At 59.4% G+C, this 22,435-nt stretch carries 18 protein-coding genes; 9 read left to right on the top strand and 9 right to left on the bottom strand.

All coding sequences use genetic code 11. The features are described from left to right. Positions 1–290: 290 nt before the first annotated feature. From GSQ92_RS24665 to GSQ92_RS24630, 8 genes are all read right to left on the bottom strand, one after another. Positions 291–1,499: a PfkB family carbohydrate kinase gene (locus tag GSQ92_RS24665; protein ID WP_159014176.1), complete on the bottom strand. Its 1,209-nt coding sequence runs from the start codon at positions 1,497–1,499 to the stop codon at positions 291–293. A gap of 144 nt (positions 1,500–1,643) precedes the next feature. Next, on the bottom strand, positions 1,644–2,426 hold the full coding sequence (locus tag GSQ92_RS24660; RefSeq protein WP_158802435.1) for a glutamine amidotransferase: 783 nt from the start codon (positions 2,424–2,426) through the stop codon (positions 1,644–1,646). A 98-nt stretch (positions 2,427–2,524) separates the two neighbouring features. Then, positions 2,525–3,301, bottom strand: coding sequence for a glutamine amidotransferase (locus GSQ92_RS24655; RefSeq protein ID WP_158802436.1), 777 nt, complete (start codon positions 3,299–3,301; stop codon positions 2,525–2,527). A gap of 38 nt (positions 3,302–3,339) precedes the next feature. Then, entirely contained in the window at positions 3,340–5,367 is a 2,028-nt protein-coding gene (locus tag GSQ92_RS24650; RefSeq protein ID WP_216856930.1) for an ABC transporter ATP-binding protein, read from the bottom strand. A gap of 86 nt (positions 5,368–5,453) precedes the next feature. Beyond that, positions 5,454–6,443 carry an ABC transporter permease gene (locus GSQ92_RS24645; protein ID WP_158802437.1) on the bottom strand — a complete coding sequence of 330 codons (990 nt, stop codon included), beginning with the start codon at positions 6,441–6,443 and terminating at the stop codon, positions 5,454–5,456. A 1-nt stretch (position 6,444) separates the two neighbouring features. Continuing rightward, complete coding sequence (locus GSQ92_RS24640; protein WP_158802438.1) at positions 6,445–7,317, bottom strand: ABC transporter permease; 873 nt, start codon at positions 7,315–7,317, stop codon at positions 6,445–6,447. A gap of 5 nt (positions 7,318–7,322) precedes the next feature. Further along, positions 7,323–8,903 (bottom strand): ABC transporter substrate-binding protein, encoded by a 1,581-nt coding sequence (locus tag GSQ92_RS24635; RefSeq protein WP_159014174.1) that lies wholly within the window; start codon positions 8,901–8,903, stop codon positions 7,323–7,325. Between the two features lie 73 nt (positions 8,904–8,976). Next, a complete protein-coding gene (locus tag GSQ92_RS24630; RefSeq protein WP_158802440.1) occupies positions 8,977–10,038 on the bottom strand; it encodes an agmatinase family protein in 1,062 nt (353 codons plus the stop codon). A 432-nt stretch (positions 10,039–10,470) separates the two neighbouring features. On the opposite strand from GSQ92_RS24630, the gene GSQ92_RS24625 reads away from it, so the two are divergent. Beyond that, positions 10,471–11,181: a M24 family metallopeptidase gene (locus tag GSQ92_RS24625; RefSeq protein ID WP_158802441.1), complete on the top strand. Its 711-nt coding sequence runs from the start codon at positions 10,471–10,473 to the stop codon at positions 11,179–11,181. Positions 11,182–11,849: 668 nt separating this feature from the next. Here the strand turns inward: GSQ92_RS24625 and GSQ92_RS24620 are convergent. Then, on the bottom strand, positions 11,850–12,257 hold the full coding sequence (locus GSQ92_RS24620) for a hypothetical protein (RefSeq protein ID WP_158802442.1): 408 nt from the start codon (positions 12,255–12,257) through the stop codon (positions 11,850–11,852). Positions 12,258–12,453: 196 nt separating this feature from the next. On the opposite strand from GSQ92_RS24620, the gene GSQ92_RS24615 reads away from it, so the two are divergent. The 8 genes from GSQ92_RS24615 to GSQ92_RS24580 all read left to right on the top strand — a co-directional run bounded on the left by GSQ92_RS24615 (position 12,454) and on the right by GSQ92_RS24580 (position 22,363). Next, positions 12,454–13,149 carry a GntR family transcriptional regulator gene (locus GSQ92_RS24615; protein ID WP_158802443.1) on the top strand — a complete coding sequence of 232 codons (696 nt, stop codon included), beginning with the start codon at positions 12,454–12,456 and terminating at the stop codon, positions 13,147–13,149. A gap of 92 nt (positions 13,150–13,241) precedes the next feature. Continuing rightward, a complete protein-coding gene (locus tag GSQ92_RS24610; RefSeq protein ID WP_158802444.1) occupies positions 13,242–14,285 on the top strand; it encodes a sugar ABC transporter substrate-binding protein in 1,044 nt (347 codons plus the stop codon). A 46-nt stretch (positions 14,286–14,331) separates the two neighbouring features. Continuing rightward, a complete protein-coding gene (locus GSQ92_RS24605; RefSeq protein WP_158802445.1) occupies positions 14,332–15,834 on the top strand; it encodes a sugar ABC transporter ATP-binding protein in 1,503 nt (500 codons plus the stop codon). After that, on the top strand, positions 15,818–16,777 hold the full coding sequence (locus GSQ92_RS24600; RefSeq protein WP_158802446.1) for an ABC transporter permease: 960 nt from the start codon (positions 15,818–15,820) through the stop codon (positions 16,775–16,777). Before GSQ92_RS24605 ends, GSQ92_RS24600 begins: the two co-directional genes overlap by 17 nt. Next, positions 16,774–17,742, top strand: a complete 969-nt coding sequence (locus tag GSQ92_RS24595; protein ID WP_158802447.1) for an ABC transporter permease — start codon at positions 16,774–16,776, stop codon at positions 17,740–17,742. Before GSQ92_RS24600 ends, GSQ92_RS24595 begins: the two co-directional genes overlap by 4 nt. A gap of 40 nt (positions 17,743–17,782) precedes the next feature. Then, positions 17,783–18,682 carry an amidohydrolase gene (locus GSQ92_RS24590; RefSeq protein WP_158802448.1) on the top strand — a complete coding sequence of 300 codons (900 nt, stop codon included), beginning with the start codon at positions 17,783–17,785 and terminating at the stop codon, positions 18,680–18,682. A gap of 34 nt (positions 18,683–18,716) precedes the next feature. Continuing rightward, on the top strand, positions 18,717–19,898 hold the full coding sequence (locus tag GSQ92_RS24585; protein WP_158802449.1) for an enolase C-terminal domain-like protein: 1,182 nt from the start codon (positions 18,717–18,719) through the stop codon (positions 19,896–19,898). Between the two features lie 740 nt (positions 19,899–20,638). Beyond that, positions 20,639–22,363, top strand: a complete 1,725-nt coding sequence (locus GSQ92_RS24580) for an arylsulfatase (RefSeq protein ID WP_216856929.1) — start codon at positions 20,639–20,641, stop codon at positions 22,361–22,363. The last annotated feature ends 72 nt before the right edge of the window (positions 22,364–22,435 follow it).

The following is a 22,435-nucleotide window of genomic DNA, read 5'->3' as shown; positions in this document are numbered from 1 at the left end:
CCGGGGCCGGGTTCACTTTGCCCCGGGCCCGGCCAAGCGCCCAGCAATCTCCAGTTCCACATGGCTACAACCTGCGCGAAAAGATCTGATGACCCGCCGGCAATACGAACTTTAATTCGCCCGTCCCTATACAGGACCGCGCCTTATTAGCACAGCCCAGCAACACGAACGTATCCCTCGTCGGCTGCTGTGCGGCTTCCGGGCGGTCGGGCAAAGCCAGCGAGACTGCTGCGGCACCAGCCACATTGTCAGAACGACCGTCCAAATTGTTCGATGAACAGGAATGACGCTCAGACGCGCAGAGGATTATCTACACGCCTGTAGCGCAAAACCCCATCTAAATCCAGTGGAGCTTTTACTGCAACTTCCAGCAACCTTTTGAGGAGACCCGCTGTCGGAACCGAATTCTGCGTTCCCTCAACAGACACGGCAAACGCACCAGCGGCATTGCCATAGCGAGCAGCCTGGACTGCGTCACGCGTGTTCAGCCAGACAGAAAGAAATGCACCGGTGAAAGCGTCACCGGCGCCCGTGGTGTCGATCACATGAGCAACCAGTCCAGGGACGTGGGTCGGTTCACGCCGGTCGGGGAATATAACCAACGCGCCGTCTTTTCCCAGCGTAAGGATCATGATGCCTTTTGGACGAGCGCCGCGCACAAGGGAGAGCGTGGCCTCGACTACGGGCGTCAGACCGCCCCGGCACTGCGTCGCTTCCTGTACGACGTCACGATTGAGAAAGACTAAATCGAAATGCCTGATTAGTGTTGCCAGATGGTTCGCAGTTTGGGAAACGGTGGGAAGATCAGTCATTTGTAGGCTGAGAATGGCTCCGGTTCTACCTATATCTAAAACCATCTTCAGCATATGATCGACCTGCGAGCCATCGACATGCAGGCATCGCTCTCGCTTCGTCACGCGCCTGAGGTAGGGGCTGAGATCGGATTCCAGCAATACTACCGGCTCATTTAGTATCGTGCGGGACCCATTCTTTTCCACCAGAACGATGCATCGGCTGATACGCTGGTTCACTTGACGCCGTACCGCCGCTGTGCCCACGTTCTTCCGCGCGAGCTCCGCAAGTGCCCAGTAGCTGTCAGCGTCGTCTCCAAGTGTGGTGACCAACTCGGTGCCGACTGGGAACTGATCGGTAAGTGCCGCGGCAAAGGCAGCGGTGTTGGCAGCCGGGCCGCCAAGCGACTTCTCTATGCTGCGGGCGGTGCTGCGATCATTGCGGTGAGGGAGTACCGACAGGGTCGCTGTGTAGTCGACGCTCGCAGCACCTACGACGATAAGCTGAGGCACATTAACATTTTGAGCGTGGACAAGAGGATCGACGTGTTTGATAGGAGGTAGTGTGAGTGTCGTTGGCTGGAAGTTCAGGGTGCGTATTGCGGCTTCAACTTTCTCGCGTGTCACCGCACGCACAGGGACGGTATTGTTCAGCACATTGAACACTGTGCCGACGGAGACATCTGCAAGCCGAGCCACATTCAGCATGGTGGCCCTGCGCCGCTTCAAGAGACGGTTGCCAGGGTTTGCGGATTGGTGAGGTGGTCGAGCGCAATGCGCGGCACGATCATCGAGTCGCCTTCTTTGTCATGCCCGCTGCACGTCTTATCCACCGTCGCTAGGCGATTGGGCTTACGTTTGTTGATCCGCGGATTTCTCGGCCGTGCTTGAAACCCCGAGCCAGTCGACCAATTGGCCCCAGAACCTTCCATAATGCTCCCAGGCAAGGAACTCCGGACTGCCCCAATGCGCGGAGCAATCCGATGCAAAGGCTGCCGCACGCCCGCGCCCGAAGTTCCCGACAATAAGAAATGGGTCGTTTTCTACGCTCATCAGCACCTGGGCATCGGCTTTTGCCTTGAGGCGATTGTAGCCAAGGAAATGCGGCCAGTCTCCCAGAACCCCATTTAGAATGGCATGAGTACCACCGACAACGGGTGTCACGCCCTCAGGCGTTTCGATGCGATCGTCGTAGCCGAGCATCTCAACCGGCAAAGCATCGGCCAAAGGCGTTGCCTGGTAGTGACCCTTCCCTTCGAGCCCGGAAAAGGAAAGGTAGCCACCCACCATTACCAGGCCGCCGCCAAGTTTCACCCAGTCGCGGATGACCCGGAGCCGATCTGGAGTGCGGAGGCAATGGTCGAAGCAATCGGGATGTATCTGGAGCGTGTCCGCGGAGATGTCGCTGAGCATCACAACGTCGTAAGGCGCCAGCGCCTCGACATTCCAAGGGAAGTCATTCACTGCCAGGTGATTCGGAATGAAGGTCACCTCATGCCCTGCGGTCTTCAGAGCCGCTACAATCTCTGCCTGTCCTTCGCCATAGGTGCTTGTCGCATAGGATGAAAAGCCTTTGGCTTCGACCTTGTATGTCACCCAGGACTCGCCGGCGAGCAGGATCTTTCGCGATGGCATTGCTCTCAACTCCAAATTTTATGTGCGCAAACCAATCATCCGCCCACTCATGACAACGCTGCGAAGCTTGTTGGATCAGAGGTGCGTGTCGCCGTTTGCTATGAGCTGGCCGTCAACCACGACAGGGAATTGATCCACAGCTTCGAGAATCCTTCCCACTTAGTAAATGCGTCGGGAACCCAATGCGGCCCGATATCCGACATCCAGGCCATGGTGCGGCCTTTTCCATAGCGGCCGATCACGAGGAGGGGATGGCCACCCTCCGATGCCGGCAACCGGGCGAGAAGTTCCACGGCGGGATCTGTCCGGGCTTCAACTTCATTTGCTCCCAATAGAAGGGGCCAATCCCGGCCGAGACCGCGCAGCACCGGGTGGTCGTCAGCGCCAACGATCTCCGGCACAAACCCCTCCGGCACTTCAATTCGGTCGTCGTATGGAAGACACGTAACGGGAAGCGCGTCTTCCACCGGAGTTCGACGCCAGCGGGCACGGCCGTCGATACCTTGGAAGCTGAGGTATCCGCCGATCATCATCAATCCGCCACCTTGCTGCGTCCAATCCCGTATCAGTTTGAGACGATTCAGCATCGGCTTGCCTTGCATCCAAACCGCCGGAGGTAGGAGCAATGTATTGGCCCCGACATCCGACAGAATGACCGCGCCGTATTCGGCTAGCCCTTCGCTCGTGAAAGGAAATTTCTCGGCGGCGTCGTGGGACGTCATGTATGTGAGCTCGAAGGGGCTGTCCCGCAGCGCGGTCACCAGCGGCTCCGCGCCGAGGTGGAATGTCACGCTGCTGAACTGGTCAAACCCTTTGTAGTGAGTCGCGGCGCTGACCCAACTTTCGCCAACCAACAGCACTTTCGTCTTCGTCATCTATACGGTCCTTCTGAGAGGGGGCGCCTTGTGGCTGTTCAGTTTCGCAGACCTGGAAAACCGTCAACCTGTTCCGCGAAGTGGCATGCGCAACGACGACCGCCCCCGAGTTCGCGCAGCAGCGGCTTGTCTATGAGGCAACGAGCCTGCGCAAAGGGGCAGCGGGGCTGGAATGCGCAGCCGGTGACGCGGCCGATCGGGCTCGGTGGCTCTCCGGCGAGCTTCGGGGATAGCCGCCCGGGCTCCGTCGTGGGAATCGCGGCGAGCAAGCCCTCTGTATAGGGATGCGCGGGCCTGGCGAAGACAGCTTCAACGGGGCCCTGTTCCACGATCTCCCCACGATACATGACGGCAAGATCTTCTGCGATCCGACGGGCGACCCCAAGGTCGTGAGTCACGGTCAGCAATGCCACGCCAAGTTCGGAACGAAGCGCCTGCAGAAGTTCTAGAACACGTATCGCCAACGATGCATCCAGAGCGCTGACAGGCTCGTCGCAGATAAGAAGGCGAGGCTCGGATGCGAGGGCTCGTGCAATTGCGGCACGCTGGCGCTGGCCGCCGGATAGGTTACGGGCTTTGGCACCTGCGGCGCGCGCATCTAGACCGACGCGTTCGAGAAGTGCGAGGCTTGCATCACGGCGCTCTCTCCGAGGGATGCCCCGCCGCCCGAATTGTTCGTCAAGCAGCGCGCCGATCGTCATCCAGGGCGTGAGCGAGCTACCGGCGTCCTGGAAAACGAGCTGAGGACGCCCCGCCCTGGTTCCCCATCTCACTTCGCCGGCATCGGGCCGAATGAGACCGCAGGCAATTCTAAGTGTCGTTGTCTTTCCGCAGCCACTCTCACCGACGAGCGCGAGCGATCCGCCGGATGGAATGGCGAGACTTACATCGGCAACAGCATAAACATCCTGTCCGCCTAGTCCCAGCCGCCCGCCGGCGACCACGAACCGTTTCGACACTTGCCTCAGCTCGAGCGCCATTTCCTCGTCGATTGGAAAAGGTGCTCCGTCACGCGGGCTTGGCGACTTAATTATCCGATGTGCCGCGGCGTCGGCAACGCGATCGGCAACGGGGCGTAGCGGTTGCGGGTGAAAGCAGGACGCCATGCCGGCTCCATCAGAAGCTGGGCGTGGGGTCAGATCTGGCATCGTAGCGCGGCAGTCGTCTTGGGCGTTTGGACAACGCGGCGCGAAAGGACAACCCGGCGGCGGCGCGGCCGGATTGGGTGGCGCTCCAGGAATGGCAAGTATCGGTGCTCCCGCCGGCGTGTCCACCGATATACGAGCCGCCAGAAGTGCCTTTGTATACCAGTGCGTCGGCCCGCCCAGGATATCGGCGGCAGGCCCTACCTCGCAAATCCGCCCGGCGTATAGCACGACGATTCGATCGGCGATCGAAGCAGCAACGCCGAGGTCGTGAGTCACGAATAGCACCGCGCATCCATGCTCTCGTCGAAGTCGATCGAAGAGCAACACGATTTGAGCCTGCACGCTGACATCCAAAGCCGTAGTCGGTTCATCCGCGACGATCAACTGCGGAGTACCTGTCGCGTTGCCGAGGCCGTAAACAGGGACGTCCGTCGGCACAGCCTTATGCGGCTCCGCCGGTGCCGCACCCAAAGCCATCGCGATCGCGACACGCTGGCGCAAGCCCCCAGAAAGTTCGTGTGGAAATTGGCCCGCCCTGGAGGCCGCCGAGGGCACTCCGGCATCGCCGAGATTCGCCAAAGCGCGCGCTCGCCTGATCCCTCGCTCTGTCAGCTGGGCGCCGATCTTGGTCGTCGGGTTCAAGGAGGTAAGCGGGTCTTGGAAGACTGCGCCCAGAAGATGGCGCTGCACAGCGCGCCGGGCCCGGTCATCAGCAGCAAGCATGTCGACGCCCGCGATGCGTACACTTCCGGAGATCTCGGCCCCCGGCGTTCGCGCGACCAGACCCAGAATTGACTGCCCAAGCACACTCTTACCCGAACCCGACTCTCCCACGACGGCGATGACCTCGCCCGCGGCGATCTCAAGCGAAACGGAGCGTAAAGCCTGCACCCTTCCCTGCCGGCTGCGAAAAGCCACTTGAAGATCCTGGATGACGGCCACGGGCTGACGCGGCCCGTTGCTTGCGACGGTTTCGGCCGGCCTCTCGGATTGGGACAGCAACGTCACCGCGCTTGCTTCAGCCGAGGGTCGGCAACCACTTGCAGGACATCCACGGCGGCGTTGATGATCACATAGATCGCGCCGAGAACCAGCGTTACGCCAATGACAGCTGGGAAGTCCGAGTTGACCAGAGCCGCGGAGGTGTAAAGACCGAGACCAGGCCAGGCAAAGACCGTCTCAACGACGATCACGCCAGTCAAGACAAGGCCCAGCTGCAAACCGGCCATCGAAAGAACCGGCGTGAGAGCATTCCGTAGCGCGTGACGCAGCAGGACGGCCCATTCGGAGATTCCCTTGGAGCGTGCCGTGCGTACATGGTCCTGCCGCATCGCATCCAGTAAGGCGCCGCGCAGAACACGTCCGATCGCGACGGATGGCCCGAGCGCTATAACGAGGGACGGCATCAGTACGTGCCTAAGTCCATCCATGTAGCCACCGAACTTACCCGTGAAGAAGTCGGAAATCAGCACGAATCCTGTTGCAACACCCGCCGTCGTGCGACCCGAGGCCGGCAGCAAGCCGAGCCAGCTGTAGAGGGCCAGCACAAAGACTATCCCGAGAAAGAAGGTCGGGGCTGATGCGAAACTCACCATTACCACGCGGATCGTCTCGGCACCCCGCCTACCGGATGCCGACCACAGACCAAGCGCCAGCGATAGGACGAAGATCCAGATCGCCGCGACAAGCGACAGCTCGATTGTCGCGGGCGCGAACTGGGCGAGATCCGCCGTTATCGCGTTATGGGTCCGCAGCGATGTGCCCAAGTCGCCATGGAGAATGCGTTCGAGAAAGCGAAAATATTGAACATAGACCGGCTGATCGTAGCCGAGCGCGTGACGCGTTGCCTTGATGAGCGTTTGACTGGCACCCGCACCCAGGTTGGCCGCAACCGGATCCGTAGGCACGGTTGTGTCAATGATGAAGACTACCAGCGTGAGTGCCAGCAGGATTCCGATCAGTGCGGCGAGGCGCCCAGCAATCAGGCGAATCACGTCAGCGTCGCTCCATCAGATCACGGACACCATCACCGGCAAAGTTTGCGATGAATGTCAGCAGGAAGACGGCGGCCGCGGGAATGACCGCGACCCACCAATTGGTCAGTAGATAGGTCAGCCCGCGAGCCGTCATGGCACCCAACTCGGATGCTGGGTCGGGTGATCCCAGGCCGAGAAAGGAGAGGCTGGCGAGAAGCAAGATCACATTTCCGACGTCGAGCGATGCGGTGACGATGACCGGTCCGAAGGCGTGCGGTAACACGTGGCGCAGGGCAATTCGCAGGCGCCCGAGGCCGACCAAACGCGCGGTCTCCACATGCGCCATGCCGACCGTCGCGCGCACCTGGCCCCGCACCACCCGCGCATACCAAGGCCACCACACGACAGCGACACCGATTAAGGTGTGCTCAAGGCTCGGCCCAAGCGCCGCGACGATCGCCAGTACAAGTAAGGGTCCCGGAAGCGCCAGGAAGAGGTCAGTGAGGCGCATCAGGGCGGCATCCAACAAGCCACCCGCCATACCGGCTACCAGGCCAATAAGGCCGCCCACGACGACGCCGGATGCGATCACGAGAGTCGCGGACGTTAGGCTCATGCGCATCCCGTAGATCACCCGGGAGAGCAGGTCTCTCCCAAGGTCGTCCATTCCGAAGGGATGGGCCCAGCTCGGACCAAGAAGCGGCTGATCGACCAGAGCAGTCGGATCATAGGGCAATAGCGGTGGCAGGACGATCAGCATCAGCACGAGCAGCGCCGCAAGGCAGAGCACGACGCGCTCGACCCAGCCCAGTCCCCCGCCATTGAGCTTTAGTCGGAGTGCCCAGCCGAAGGCCCGCCGGAGAGGAGGCCGCGGCTGGGAACGGATAGCCAAAGCCGTCATTTTGCCGATGGGCGCAGAGTTGCGAGGTTGATGCAGGTCGTGCATTCGAGCTGATGCGCCCAGCCGGTGATGCCGGCGCGGGCAATGAACGTGTCATCGGCATCGGCGATGGTTATAAAGGTTCCCGCATCGTGGATGATGTCACCGGCCCGCCCGTAATCCACCAGAAGTTGCTGCTCGTTCGTGTCGCTCAGGCCCTTGTCCATGGCCTGATCTGCTTCCGGAACCGAACCCGCGAAGTAGTTGAGCGCGGCACCCTTATACATATACGAGCGCGCCCAGGTGTCTGGCGAAGCGGAATCCGGGTTCTCACTGCCGATGAAGAGCTGCGGCACGGTTTTGGGATTCTCTGACGGGTAATTAAACAGCTGAGCCACGGTAATTTCCGTCACCGTCACCTTCAATCCAGCCTGGCTTAGTTCGCTTCCAACACCATCGGAGATCCGGCCAATATCCGCCCCGTGCCCAGAAAGATACACGAGACTGACGCCGCGGTCGGCAGCCGACAGTTTGGCAACCAACGCCTTCAGTTTGCTCGGATCGTACGGCTGCGGATCGGCGCCGAGCGCGGGCGGCAGCATACCTGCCGGATACATGCTCGTCGATGTCGTGCCGTAATTGCCGAAGAAAATCCTGGTGAGAAGCGCGCGATTGATGGCCTGCCCCAGAACCTTCCTCAATGCGGGATCGGAGAAAGGCAGCCGGTTCGGGTTGACGTGCATCCAGGTCTTCAGGAAAACCGGAAAGACCTGAACCTGATAGCCGGAGATGTGTTTGAACTTGTCCACCGTTGCGCCTGGCTGCTGGTGGAGGATGTCCAGATCGCCCCCTCTCAGCTGGAGAACCTGGCTGCCAGCATCGGGAATCAGCTTATAGATGACGGTTTTGTAGTAGGGTGCGCTTCCCCACCATTTCGGGTAAGCCTGCTCAACGTATTGCTGCCCGAGCGTGAATTGCGTGATGGTGTAGGGTCCGGTGCCAGCATCGTGTGTAGCAAGCCAATGCTGACCTAGATCGTTACCCTTGCTATTGGCACTGATCGCCGTCGGGCTGATCATCTTCGTGCCATAGGCTGAGGCCAAATAGTCCATGAATGCGGACACCGTCTTGCCGAGCGTGATCACCAGCGTATAGGGATCAGGCGTCGCCATGCTCTTGATGTCCTGGACCTGATACAGCGTCCCCTGGTTCATCTTGATCCGGCGCTCAAAACTGGCTTTGGCAGCCGCCGAATCGAAGGGTGTACCGTCGTGGAAGGTTACACCATGCCGCAGATGAAGGGTGTATACTGTGTTGTCCGGCGAGGTCGTCCAGCTCGTTGCAAGCCAGGGAATGATCTTCGTGCTGTTTCCCGGGGCATATTGAACCAAGCCCTCATAGGTATTGTTCACAAGTTCCATGCCGGGGATGTCGTATTGGACGTCCGGGTCGGGACTTTGAATGTCCTCATAGTAGCCGAGCCGCAATGTTGTGTTCGGATCCGGCGTGGCGCTTAGCGCTCCGTTCGACCCAACGGCGGTCAGAAGCGCGACACCTGCAACGGCGGTAAGTGGAACGAGTGTGTGCCGGTTGAGCATTCTATAGCCTCCGTTACTGTTCGCCAGCTTCGATGTGTATTCTATGCGATTCGTTTGGCTCGCTTGCTCGCCGCTAGCGGCCACCTGAGCCGATACGATCTATCCGGCCATCGACCGCTGGTCCGCCAGCGGCGCGCGGGTCAAGATAATCCGCTTGCGTGATTCCAAGGCGGCGCATCGCCAGGCCGGTGATCGCCTCTAGCACGCACCGATGCGCGAGCAGCGCCGTGATATTGTTTCCGACGTCATAGGGCGGACTAACCTCGACGACATCCATACCCACCAAGCCGACCTCGTGCGCGATTCGCCGCACCGCCCGCAACATCTGATGACTGGTGAACCCGCCCGGCTCCGGTGACCCAGTGCCCGGTGCATAAGCTGGATCGGCACAGTCGATATCAACCGTCAGGAAATAATGTTCCGCGCCGCTTTTTGCCTCTGCGATGGCTTCATCAAGTACGGTGTCGAACCCCCGGTGAAGGACTTCGGCCATGTAATGCGTCTTCATCCCCTGCTCTTGCATCCAAGCCGTCACTGAAGGATCGGGCCAACCACCGCGCATGCCGATTTGCACGAAATCGGAACCCCGTACGTCGCCGCTCTGCACAAGTTCCCACATCTGGTTGCCATGGTTCATGATATGACCCTGGGGCGTCGGAGCGGTGTCGCTGTGAGCATCCAACTGGATGACGCCGACCTTGCCTGGTCCATATTTCTTCGCCACGGCGGAAACGATCGGGCCGGTGATGGCATGGTCGCCCCCGAGGAGAATCGGAAGTGCGCCCGCATCAAGGATTTCCCCGACAAAACTGCGGATATTCGCAAAGGTCATTTCGGTATTGCCGGGCACAACTTGGGCGTCGCCGTAGTCAGCCATTACAAAATGCTGGAATGCGTCGACCCGAACCGTCTGCGACGGACGATTGAAGGGCGGCGACCACGCGTTGTCGCAACGACGGATCGCTTGCGGGCCGAGATGAGTCCCAGCTCTCGCGGTGTTCGTACCGTCCCACGGAATACCGCCAATTGCTATGTCGATCGCGCCGGCCCGAAGATCCTCGGGCGAAAGACACAGCGGCAGCTTCAGGAACGTCTGTATCCCGACGTAAGAAGGTTCCCATTCATAGCGAGTCACTCTCCGCGGTCCGACGGGGCCGGTTTCGCCAACCATGCTTTTTCCCTGCTCTCGCTCGATCATTCGAAGCCCGCGTGCGAGGCACTCGCCTCAACGCAAACTGGTTAACTGATGTTGACTCATTGAAAGTTTTTCATAATCAGTACGTTCAAGGCGAAACGGAGCCAAATGTTATGATTGGCAACCCGTAGAGCTCCAAGCTTCTCCAGACAGTGCCAAGCATATAAGTCAAGTTTCTCATCTTCTGACAACAGAAAGTTATTGAAAGTTCTTCAATTTTAAATCACGGACCTCTCATAGAGGCCTAAGCCCTTACAGGCCCTGACTTTGGGGGGCATTCGATGTCGCGCGATATCATCGCCGGTAAACTGAGTTGACGAAGATCGCTCTCTGACCCATGCAACTGGTCAACGGCCCGACGAGGAAAACAAGATGAAACTTTCCGACACGGAGTTGCGCGCGCACAGGCGAGCACAACTTTCGGCGCGTGACACGCTGATCGCCGTTCAAAGCGAGATCAAGACTGGTGCTACAGAGGCTTCTCTGGCGAGCGCATGCCGGCGTCTGATGGATGCCGCCGGAGCTACCGGATACTGGTGGTATACGACGCCGGCATACGTCCTGGCGGGTGAGAATTTGCGCCTTTCGGTTGAAGGCGATGTCTACGCTCCGGGCGAGGTAGCGATCGGTGCTGACGGAATGATTACGATCGATCTTCATCCGGAGATTGACGGCCGATGGGGAGATTGTGCGCGAAGCTATTTCCTGAGGGACGGTGATATCGTTACGCCCGAGGCAGCGGGATATGAGGAAGCAGACGGGATGGCAACGGAAGCCGCCCTTCATTCGCTCATCCGGGCGGAAGCACGGCCAGAAATGACGTTTCAGGAACTTCATTTTCTGGTCGCCAGGGAAGTCGCCAATCGCGGTTACGAGAACTTGGATTTCCTGGGGAATTTCGGCCATAGCATCGGAGCCGACGTCACAAACCGCGCCTTCATCGACGCAAACTGCGGTCAGCCATTGGGGAGCAGCCCGCTTCTGACCTTTGAGCCACATATTGCAAGGCCCGGGCGACCCTTGGCTTTCAAATACGAGGAGGTCTACCTTTTCGATAACGCAGGAACACTCTGCCTCCTTTAGCCTAAAGGTGTGACTCGCTCCAACGAACCGGCGTCGGCGCGAAATATTGCGAGACATCAGATCGCGCAAAGTATGATGGCACTACCTGAGAAGCCCTCTTCGAGCTACCCAACATGTCCGCATCCAGCCGACCACTATCGCCAGTGCTGAAGCTCTGACCGCCTTTTCATGGAACAAACGCAAATGACAGCATCATCGTGACGGCAACAGACGCCGTCGATCTCACCTCGGAGACAACAATGCCGCCTACCTTATCGGAGGCGGCGCCTGAGGAATGAGTGGCTGACCATTCCGCTGATTTACCGGATTAAACGGAGCCGCTGCGGGGGGCGGCCCGATTGGATGTATGGGCACGCCCGGAGGCGGCCTCGGAGGCAGGCCTGCATTGAGCGGCGGAGGGCGGCCCTGACCGCCATAGTGAGGGGACCCAGGTGGCGGAGGCGGCGGCCGACGGTTCCCACCGCCATAACCGCAATTCCAGCAACCTCCGCCGTAGTCGCCGACAAATCCAGGCGGACCATAGTCCGGGCCATAATTGGGGGCTCCACCCTCATAGTCCGGGGCGCCGTATCCTCCCATGCCAGGACCGTAGCATCCAGCGAGGGCGAGCAGCGACGCCACTGCAATCGCCGACGCGGTCACACTCGATATGGATCGGCGTTTTGTGCTCATGATGCCGGATCAGCCCCACGTTCCGCGACACAATGTAGACGACCAGCGAGCGCAAGGTCCAACACCGTGACGGCTGCCACCATCAGCAAGCCCGCCAGCGCACCATTTCGTCGTGGATTGCGCGGCGTGATGCCGGAAGCAAGCGTGCCCATGTCCAGCGCGTCGCCGCCAACGCGCGCCCATACCCAGATCACGGGATCGCGGGCCGCCAATAGGCCGATGCCTGTTGCGATCTCGCGCAAGCCATAGAGGCCCACCAACGCCTCGTTTCGAACTCCGGTCTTTTCCGATACCGCACGACGGGCGAACACGTCGACGAGGCCTAAGCCAATGCTCAACACCCCCAGCGCACGCGCCAGCGCTAGATCGTTCTCTGCATAAAGGGGCCTTTTGCGTCCCGTCATCGCTTATCTCCTGGCAGGATACCGAGATGGGCGTCGCGGCACAGTAAGTGTCAGCACGATTCATTGATGTGGGAGTCTTTCTCACACAAAGCTCGGCGACCTACACCTATACCCTATAGGGTATCCTTGACATGATCGGCTCGTCGTTCGATAAAAGCGTGGCTATCGAGACACTGTTCGGGATCGAAGTCCGTTCATGATCTTGGGTGTAGCCCGCGCCGTTGATTCCAAGCCGCTGGATCGGCGGATCCTGGCCGAGCACGCTTACGAGACGCTCAGGGGGCTCATTCTCGATCGTCACATCGCGCCAGAAAGCTGGATGGCGATCGACGTGCTTGCTCGGGACCTAGGGGTATCCCAAACGCCGATCCGGGAAGCGCTGGCGCGGCTCGAGAGCGATGGGCTGGTATCCAAACGCGAGAACGGGCGCTTCCGAACGGAGCCGCTGCTTACAAAAAGCTCTTTCAACAACCTCTACGACGTTAGACTTCAACTTGAGCCTTTTGCGGCTGGCGAGGCTGCCAAAGAAAGAACCGATGACGAACTCATCGAGCTTAAGCACGCTGAAGCTTTGATGCGGGTGGCGCCGACCGGAGAAGTCTATGCCAGATTCGCGGAGTTCACTGCCGGCAATGCCGCATTTCACGCGATCATCGCGAGGGCGGCGCGAAATCGGTTCCTTTCGGATGCCATCCATCGTTTGCACAGCCACCACAGGCTAGCGCATCTCTATTTGCACCACGGAATCGTGGACGCGACCCCGGCTCTTGCAGAGCATGCCGTGATAGTCGAGGCGATCGCCAAACGCGACCCGCAGCGGTCATCCGATTTGATGCGTGCCCATATCGAGCGCTCCCGCCACGAGCTCGAACGCCTCATCACTGGCGATTGATCAAAGGAGAACCCCGCGCTCGCTAGCTCACCGAAGATGGAACGAAAACACATAGAACTCGAGGAACACGCTCGAGTCAAAAGGAGGGATGAATGTCCAACGAATCAATACGGCGCTCGACGCTGCTGTCCTTGGCCTGCGCCGGCGCTTTGACATCCGCGCTTGCCGCGGTTCCCGCGAAAGCGGCTGATAAGATTTATCACATCGCCCTTAGCAATTCCTACATTGGGAATCAGTGGCGAGTTCAGATGGTCAATCTCACCAAGGCCTATGCGAGAAAATACTACGACGGTCAGGTGACGCTGACAGTCGTCAACTCGGGAACCGACGTTCAGGCACAGATCGCCGCGATCGATGATATGATTTCCCAGAAAGTCGATGCCATCCTGGTTGACCCCGCCTCGGAATCCGCATTGAACCCCGTGCTTGAGGAAGCAGCCAAGCAAGGTATCGTGGTGGTCGATTTCGACCATGCGGTGACGGCACCCTCCGCGTATAAAGTCGGTGTCGATTTCGTCAAATTCGGTGGAATCATGGGCCAGTGGATGGCCGATACACTGAAGGGCAAGGGCGATATCATCATGAATCGCGGCGTGCCTGGCTTCGAAGGCGATCGAGCAGAATACCAAGGCGCGACGGATGCTTTCAAGAAGTATCCAGGCATCCATATCGTAGCGGAAGTCTACGGCAAGTGGGACGACAGTGTTTCACAAGCGGAAATCATGAAGGTTCTTCCAGCTCACCCATCGATCGACGGCATCATCAACCAGGCGGGGGATTATGGCGTTGTCCAAGCATTCCTTAACACGCACCGAACTTTCGTTCCGATGACGGGGGAAGGTTCGAACGGCTGGCGTCTCTCGATGTTGAAATACAAGGACCAGGGCCTGGAAGGCATTTCCGTTGGCGATCCGCCGACACTTGGTGCCTATGCGTTGAAGGTCGCGGTGGATGTGCTGAACAAGAATCCGCCTCCCGAAAAACTCATCAATGTCGGCATCCCGACCCTGACAACAGCGCAGCTCAAGGAAGGGGTCAATGTGTTTTCCAACCTTCCGCCCACAGTCTACGACGATATCGACATCCCTGGCTCTGGCCTCAAGCCACTCACCATCGAAGACTCGCTCGGCAAGTAAAACTCGGGAGCGGGGCCGCGCCCCGCACTGAGCTGAGGCCGTCATCATGCTAGTGCTGCAATCCATCGAAAAGAGCTTCGGAGCGACCAGGGCGGTGCGCGACGTGACGCTCGACGCTACCTCCGGCGCCGTTTTGGGCCTGGTCGGGGAAAATGGCGCTGGCAAGTCGAGCCTGATGAAGATCGCGGGCGGGATCATCCGCCCGGACCAGGGCGTGGTTCGCCTTGAAGGAGCGTCGGTTACAGGGCTGAGCCCGCGGTCTGCCCTGGCCCGTGGCATTGTCAGCGTATTCCAGGAACTCACACTGATCAGAAGCCTCACCGTTGGGGAGAACCTTAGCCTTCTCAAGCCACCCATCCGTTCCTGGGGCAGCATCGACAAAGCGCGTCGCCTGCGCGAAGGCCAGGAGACGCTCGATCGCTTCGATGTACCGGTTCGCGCGTCGTCGATAGTGGGCGAACTTACGCTCGGTCAGCAACAAATGGTCGAAATCATCCGCGCCGTCACGCGCAGGCCAAAGGTATTGTTATTGGACGAGGCCACGGCCGCACTCGGCGCCCCGGAAGTAAAGTGGCTCGCCGGCATCGTAGCCGCAGAGCGGGAGCGCGGCACGATCATTCTGTTTATCTCACATCGCTGGGAGGAGATTGAATCATTTTGCCAGAGAGTCGCGATCATGCGGAACGGTGAGCTAGTCGCTCATTCCGCCGTCGAGGATGTCTCACACGATCGAGCAGTCGAATTAATGACAGGCCGCCCTCTGGGAATAGCCTTTCCCCGCAAGCGTCCGGCATCAGGCGGAACGGATTTGCTGCAAGCCGAAGGACTTGAAAGTGACGTTCTGCATGGCGTCGGGCTACAGCTGGCGCCCGGCGAAATCCTGGGCGTCGGCGGCCTCGTCGGCCAGGGTCAGGACGCGCTGCTGAAGAGCCTCTTCGGTGACCATCCATTGATAAGCGGCACGATCACCGTAGCGGGCAAGAGATGTGATCTGCGAAAACCATCGGACGCCATCCGCCGCCGCATCGCCTACGTACCGCAGGAGCGCAAGGTGGAGGGCCTGCTGTTGCACAAGAGCATTGCCGTCAACCTCTCGCTCGCGATCCTGCGCCGCTTGTCGAGTTGGATGGGGCTCATTGATCACAAGCGCGAACAGCAAATCCTTTCCCAGTCGATCGATAGACTGAAGATCAGAGCGGCTTCCGGCGCCGAGCCCGTTGGCGCGCTGAGCGGTGGCAATCAACAAAAGGTCCTGCTGCAGAAATGGCTGCTGACCAAACCAACGGTATTGTTGCTGAACGACGTCACGCGCGGGGTCGATATCGGCACGAAAACCCAGATTTATGACATCGTCGTCGATCTCGCCGCGTCTGGCGTCGGCGTCTTGCTCTATTCTACCGACGCACATGAGCTCGTCGAGCTGGGGCATCGTGTCTTGGTGATGATTGATGGCCGCATCAATGCAGAGCTCTCTGGATACGGCCTTACCGCCGAAGCCATCGTACGGGCCTCGATTGGGCAGGAGGTCCGCGATGGGGCCGCGGCCTAGTGGCGCGGCCCGGCAGGGTGCATTCGGCGCAACCGTGACGTTCATTGTGCTCTTTGTCGTGGACTTCTTGCTGAAGGGTGGGCATTTCAGCGCGTTCGACCTGAAGACGCTTTGCATGAACGCATTGCCTTTGGTTCTTGTTGCCCTCGGCCAATTCTTTGTCGTGCTGACCAACGGAATCGATTTGTCGCTCGGGCCAATGATGAGCGTGTCCGGCGCGATCGCGGCTCTCACCTTTTCGACAAGTCCCATCGGCGCGGTGCTCCTTGCGATGGTCGCGGCGGCCGGCGGAGGTTTGGCAAACGCAATCCTCGTCGTGAGGCTACGACTGCCCCCAATTCTGGCGACGCTCGCGACCATGTCGATTTTCCAGGGCGTCGCACTTGTGATCCTGCCGAGTCCCGGGGGCACCGTGCCCGCCGGCCTCACGGCCTTTCTGACGAATGGCGGCCCGGCACTCCTCCCAGTGCCTTTGGTCCTGCTTGTCTGCGCCGCACTGGCGACTGGCTGGACGATGACGACCCGCTTCGGAATTTGGCTTCGCGCAGTGGGCGGGGACGAGGGCGCGGCCAGATCCAGCGGTGTCGCGGTCTCGGCCGTCAAGTTCGGGGCCTATGTGCTTGCGGCCCTGTTGGCTGGGTTGGGTGGCCTCTACCTGGCCATCGCGACCGCGAACGGGTCGCCTACGATCGGCGACAGCTTTATCCTCTTGTCGATTGCGGCCGTCGTGCTGGGCAGAGTCGCGATCGTCGGTGGGCGCGGTTCGCCGCTCGGCGTCGTCATGGGAGCCCTGACGTTAACCATCATTGGAAGCTTGCTGTACTTCGCGAACCTATCCTCATTCTACCAGAGCTTGATCAACGGCCTGATTCTCGTCGGCGTCGTCGGCTTCGACATGATCCGGAAAAGATTCCTTCTTGCCGTGCGTGGAGGGCGACAATGACGAACACGCGACGCATGCGGAATAGCTTTGCCCGGCCTGTCGTCCTCGCGCCACTGACGATCACCGGATGCACTGTCCTTCTGTTCCTCGTAGGCAGCATCCTGGCCCGCGGCTTCATGGCGCCGTCGAATGTGCTGATGTTGCTGGCCCTCTCCGCTGACCTCGGCATCGCGGCGATCGGTGAGACGGTCGTTATATTGACGGGAGGGATCGACCTCTCCATCGCCTGGAACGTCACGGCTGCGAGCATCATTTTCACCGGCATCACGCAAGGCAATGAGGGGCACCTCTGGATTGGGGTCGCGGCAGGTCTCGGTGTCGGCGCTCTCGCTGGTTTGGCTAACGGCTTAGGTATCGCCAAGCTGAACATTTCACCGATCGTGATGACGCTCGGCATGAACAACATCATGCAGGGACTAACCCTGATCTATTCGCAGGGAACGCCCTCCGGCTCGGCGCCAGCGAGCATCAAGGAAATCGCGACCGGTTGGCTCGGTCCGATTCCTATCATCGTACTCGTCTGGATCGGACTCGCAATCGTCGTCAGCGCTTGCCTTCACGCTACTCGCGGCGGCCGCTATCTCTACAGCGTCGGCGAAAGTCCCATGGTCAGCCGCCTCACCGGCATCGATAATGATTTCGTCCTGATCGCGGCTTACACGGTTAGCGGTTTCTGCGCGGGCCTGACCGGGATTTTGTTCACAGGCTTCTCGTCGATGAGCTTTCTTGGCATGGGCGATCAATTCGTCCTGCCGGCAATCGCCGCTGTCGTGTTGGGCGGGGCTTCGATCTACGGAGGGCGGGGTAGCTATGCCGGCACATTCGTCGGCGCCTTCTTCCTGACGGTTCTTACGACAGTCCTGGCGATCGTCAATATCTCGATCGGTTTTCGCAACATCATCTACGGGCTCGTGATCATAGCTGCTGTCCTGCTCTATCGCGCCTACACGCGTGAACGCGAGTAAATCATGGTCGCTGCGGGCCACCCTGTTCGAGGAGGATCTCATGGACGACTTGCCAATTATAGACGCCCATCATCATCTCTGGGATCTTGACCGCTTCCCCTACCCCTGGCTGACCACAAGGCCTTTGCCTCCAAGTGTCGCGGGAAATGTGGAACCGATTGCGCGATCATATCTGCTGAAGGACTACCTGGCAGACGCGTCAGGCCAAAACCTGATCAAATCCGTTCATGTCGATGGCGGGTTTGATCCGACACGGCCGGTCGAGGAGACGAGGTGGTTGCAATCGATCGCAAATCAGAATGGATTTCCCCACGGAATCGTGGCAAGAGCGGAGCTGCATGCACCAAACGTTGCGGAGGTTCTGGAAGGACATTGCGCGTTTGCCAACCTGCGAGGCATCCGGCATATCGTGAACTGGCATTCGGACCCGGAAAAGACATTTGTGGCACGTCCGGACCTTTTGACCGATGCAGCGTGGCTACGAGGTTTCGGCTTGCTCAAGCGCCATGGTTTGTCTTTCGATCTGCAAATCTACCCGCCTCAGATGATGGACGCCGCCACTCTCGCGCACAACCATCCTGATACGTCGATCATCTTGAACCATACCGGGATGCCGGTTGATCGCGATTCAGCAGGCCTCACCCAATGGCGGGAAGGCATGCGCCGGCTCGCCGGAGAATCAAACGTTTCGGTTAAGATTTCTGGTCTTGGGATGACCGACTGGCAATGGAATGAGGCGTCTATTCGCGCTTTTGTCCTAGAGACGATAGACATCTTCGGCGTCAGCCGATGCATGTTTGCCAGCAACTTCCCAGTCGACAAACTCTACAGCAGCTTCGATCATCTCTATGGATCGTTCAGAAGAATCGTGAGCGATTTTCCGGAGGATGAGAGGCGGAAGCTGTTCGCTGAAAATGCTGCTGCAATCTATCGCCTATGAGTCGCCGCCCAGGTTAATTTGGAGATAAATTTAGATGAGCGTCATTTCCCAGGTTAGCGTCCTTCCTTTTGAATTCACCGTGCAGGGGCTCAGCCTCGGACAGCACCGTGCCATGGGGGTTAGCAATCTACGTCACGCGCCTGGGGGCACCCTGACCGTTAGTCGCTATGCCATACGCATCAGGACGGATGATGGCTGCCAGGGCGAATATGTCACTCATTGGGTCGGGACGCCGGCCGCCCTTGCCCAGACCATCATGCTGGCGCCACATCTGCTGGGGAGAAACCCGGAACACCGTGAGGAAATCTACGACGATCTCAAGCGGGAACTGCGCGCCTATGATCATATGGGCCACGGTCCACTCGACATCGCGCTCTGGGATCTGGTCGGCAAGAAATACGGCATCTCAGTTGCCACGATGCTCGGCGCGTATCGCTCAAAACTGCCGACTTATGCCAGTACGCACCATGGGCAGGAGGATGGCGGCGGCCTCGATTCGATTGAGGCCTTCGCCGACTACGCCCGCGCCTGCAAGGAACAGGGCTTCGCCGGCTTCAAGATCCACGGATGGCACGACGGAGATCGCCGGCGGGAGGCTGCGAATGTGCTTGGCGCTCGGGCCGCTGTCGGGGATGACTACCCGCTGATGCTCGATCCCGCCTGCGAACTTCGCACCTATGCGGACGCGCTCTATGTCGGGCGGGCCTGCGACGAGGCGAGCTTCTTTTGGTATGAGGATCCGTATCGGGACGCATCCGTTTCGGCTCACGGGCAGCGCATGCTGCGGGAGAAGCTCAAGACGCCGCTGCTCGTCACTGAACATATCCGTGGCCTTGAGCAAAAGGCGAATTTCGTCCTGGCCGGCGGATGCGACATGATCCACGCGGATCCCGAATACGATATGGGCATCACCGGAGCGATGAAGATCGCCCATTTTGGTGAGGCGGTCGGTATCGACGTGCAAGTCCATGCCTGCGGGCCGGCCCATCGTGCCTGCGTCGCCGCAATGCGGAACACTCACTACTACGAGCTGGCGCTGGTCGGACCCGGCATGCCCAACGTCGTGCCCCCGGTCTATACCTGCGGCTACTCGGACCAGCCTGAATCCATCGGCTCCGATGGATGCGTCCCGGTCCCAACCGGCCCAGGCCTAGGCGTGAGTTATGATTGGGAGTTCATTATGCGGAATAAATTAGTGGAGCACGCGTTCTCCTGAGGTTTAGTTCCGACGGACCACGGATCTAGCCAATCGGCCGGTTGGTGGCGGAGCGACGACACCGGGTCCCTCGCCTTCCGCGATCGAGCGCTCTCTCATGGCGCCACTGGTCGCTAGGGCAGCTTGCGCGGGAGATTCACGTCAACCCGTCGGAACTGCCCGCCACCTTTGACAACAACACCCGCCGGCGACGGAGACCTATAGCGCCCCTGACCGCTCTTGATCCGGGCGCATCCGATTGAGATCGAGCAAGAGTGGTTGCGCGCCAAGCGGCACCGCTCGCCCGCGACAGTTGCCACTCTAGCCGAGCGTATCGGGCTCACGCGGGCAGCGCTCGATGGCACCCTGCTACGCCGTCCGATTCCGGAAGCGGTTCGCGAGCTGGTCGATGCTTGGTTGGCCGCGAGGTAGCCGTCCGTAACCCGACCAATCTCCAAAGAAGGTCAGGTGGGGCCGACAATACGCCGTTGCGTGCAACAAAAAACACCCCGACGGGGTTTGTCATTTTTTGCTTTTCTGAAATGGTATTGGCGCCTAGCCTCGTCTAGGCAGATGTTGGCTATGGACAATGACGACCGCGGGGAGCCTCAGTAGCGCAAAACGCTATTATCCATGGGATTGCAGCCGATAACGTCCCACCGCTGAGCTTTTGGATTAAGCCTGTGGCAAATTCTGAAAAACGATCGGCCTATGTAGCAGTCTGGCTTCACAAGCGGAATCACAAGAAGGATAGAATAAAAATGCGCACTAAACACCTCCTGCAGCAGCAAGAGCTTCCAAAGACTGTCAGGAAGACGCAATCGCTCTTCGTAGCGGGACTGAGCGCGGGCGTCGCTATGTTGGCTTTGGCCGCCGTAGCGAGCTCGGCACAGGCGCAGGAAGAGAAGCGTCCGAATGTCGTCATGCTGATGACCGACGACACCGGCTGGGGGGATTTCGGCGCCTATGGTGGGGGCGCGAACCTCGGCCATCCGACGCCGAATGTCGACCGCGTCGCCCAGGAAGGTGCGGTGTTTACGAGCTGGTATGGTCAGGCGAGTTGTACTGCCGGGCGCGCCTCTTTTATTACCGGGCGCATCCCCATCCGTTCGGCTCTCTCGGTCGTGGTTGTGCCTGGCGATCCGAACGGACTGACAAAATCAACGCCGACGATTGCCGAGTTTTTCCAAAAACACGGCTATGGTACCTATTACTCGGGTAAATGGCATCTGGGCGATCAACCCAAATTTTACCCCATTGAACACGGCTTCGACGAAATGAAGGAGTTTGCCGCATACTATCCGGGCGTCTACACGTATGATGACACGGATAGCTTCGCACATCCTTGGTTCCCGAAATTCAACGCCCCTTATTGGGACGCATACCAAAAGGTTGTAAACTTGTTCGAGTGGGAGGGCACCGCTGGCAAACCCGCGATCAAGGTCGCCCGCATCGACTACGACTATCTACATGAGTTCGATGTTCGGCAAGCTGACTCGGCGGTCGGCTACATCCAGCAGCACGCTAAGGACGCCAAGCCCTTCTTCATGGATGTGAATTTCATGAAGATGCATAATCCGAACATCCCGGCCAAGGCGTTCATTGGAAAATCGCATCTCGGGAATTACTCCGACGCCATGCTGGAACTAGATTCCAACATCGGTAAGGTTATGGATGCCATTCGTGCCGAGGCTCCTAACACCATCGTCATCATTACGGCCGACAATGGCGCGTGGCAGGATGCTTGGCCTGACGCCGGCACTGTCCCGTTCCGCGGCGAGAAAGGATCGCCGTTTGAGGGCGGGTTCCGTGTGCCTGGCATCATGTGGGCACCGGGAAAGATTCCGGCCGGCGCACGTTATGGGGAGATGATGTCGCACATTGACCTTTGGGCGACGCTCGCGACGATGGTAGGCCTCACCCCGCCGCCCCATGGCGCCTGGACCGACAACGACGGCAAGCCGATCTACTTCGACAGTATCGACAACAGTGCCTACATCGAGGGCAAGGCTCGTCATTCGGCGCGCACCTCGTGGATCTATACCGACGGTGAGAGCTTCGAAGGCGCTCGCGCTGATGTCGGCGATGATCCCGCGAACCCCGACACGCACATCGCTTGGAAAGTCCTCTATACCGCCAAGGACACTTGGCTTGGTCCACAGCAGAGCCTCGGCGCCATAGGCTCCTATTACAATCTCACCATGGACCCGTATGAGAAATACGACATGACGTTTAACGGTGCGGTGAGCACTCGCTTGCCGACCACTTCGCCGGGCCGCTACGCCGGCTACGACAATGGCTGGGCTATTTCGCTGCTCGCGCCGGTGATCATGGAATTCGACAAGTCCATCGTGGATTTCCCGAACATGAAGCGCTTCCCCGGCGGAGCATCGAACGACATGAATCCGAATCTTCAGAATCCGGCAAATCCGTTGCCTCTAATGGATATTCATAAACTTGCTGCGACTATCGGCGCGGGCGACTAGGGTCTGTTCCATTGCGGTGGTCACGGCGGGTTTGACTCTGATTTTGAGGCAACCCGCCCTGCCCTTCTGGTG

The organism is Acidisoma sp. S159, assembly GCF_009766125.1.
Classification (GTDB): Bacteria; Pseudomonadota; Alphaproteobacteria; order Acetobacterales; family Acetobacteraceae; genus Acidisoma.
This window is presented reverse-complemented; position numbering and strand designations above follow the sequence as displayed.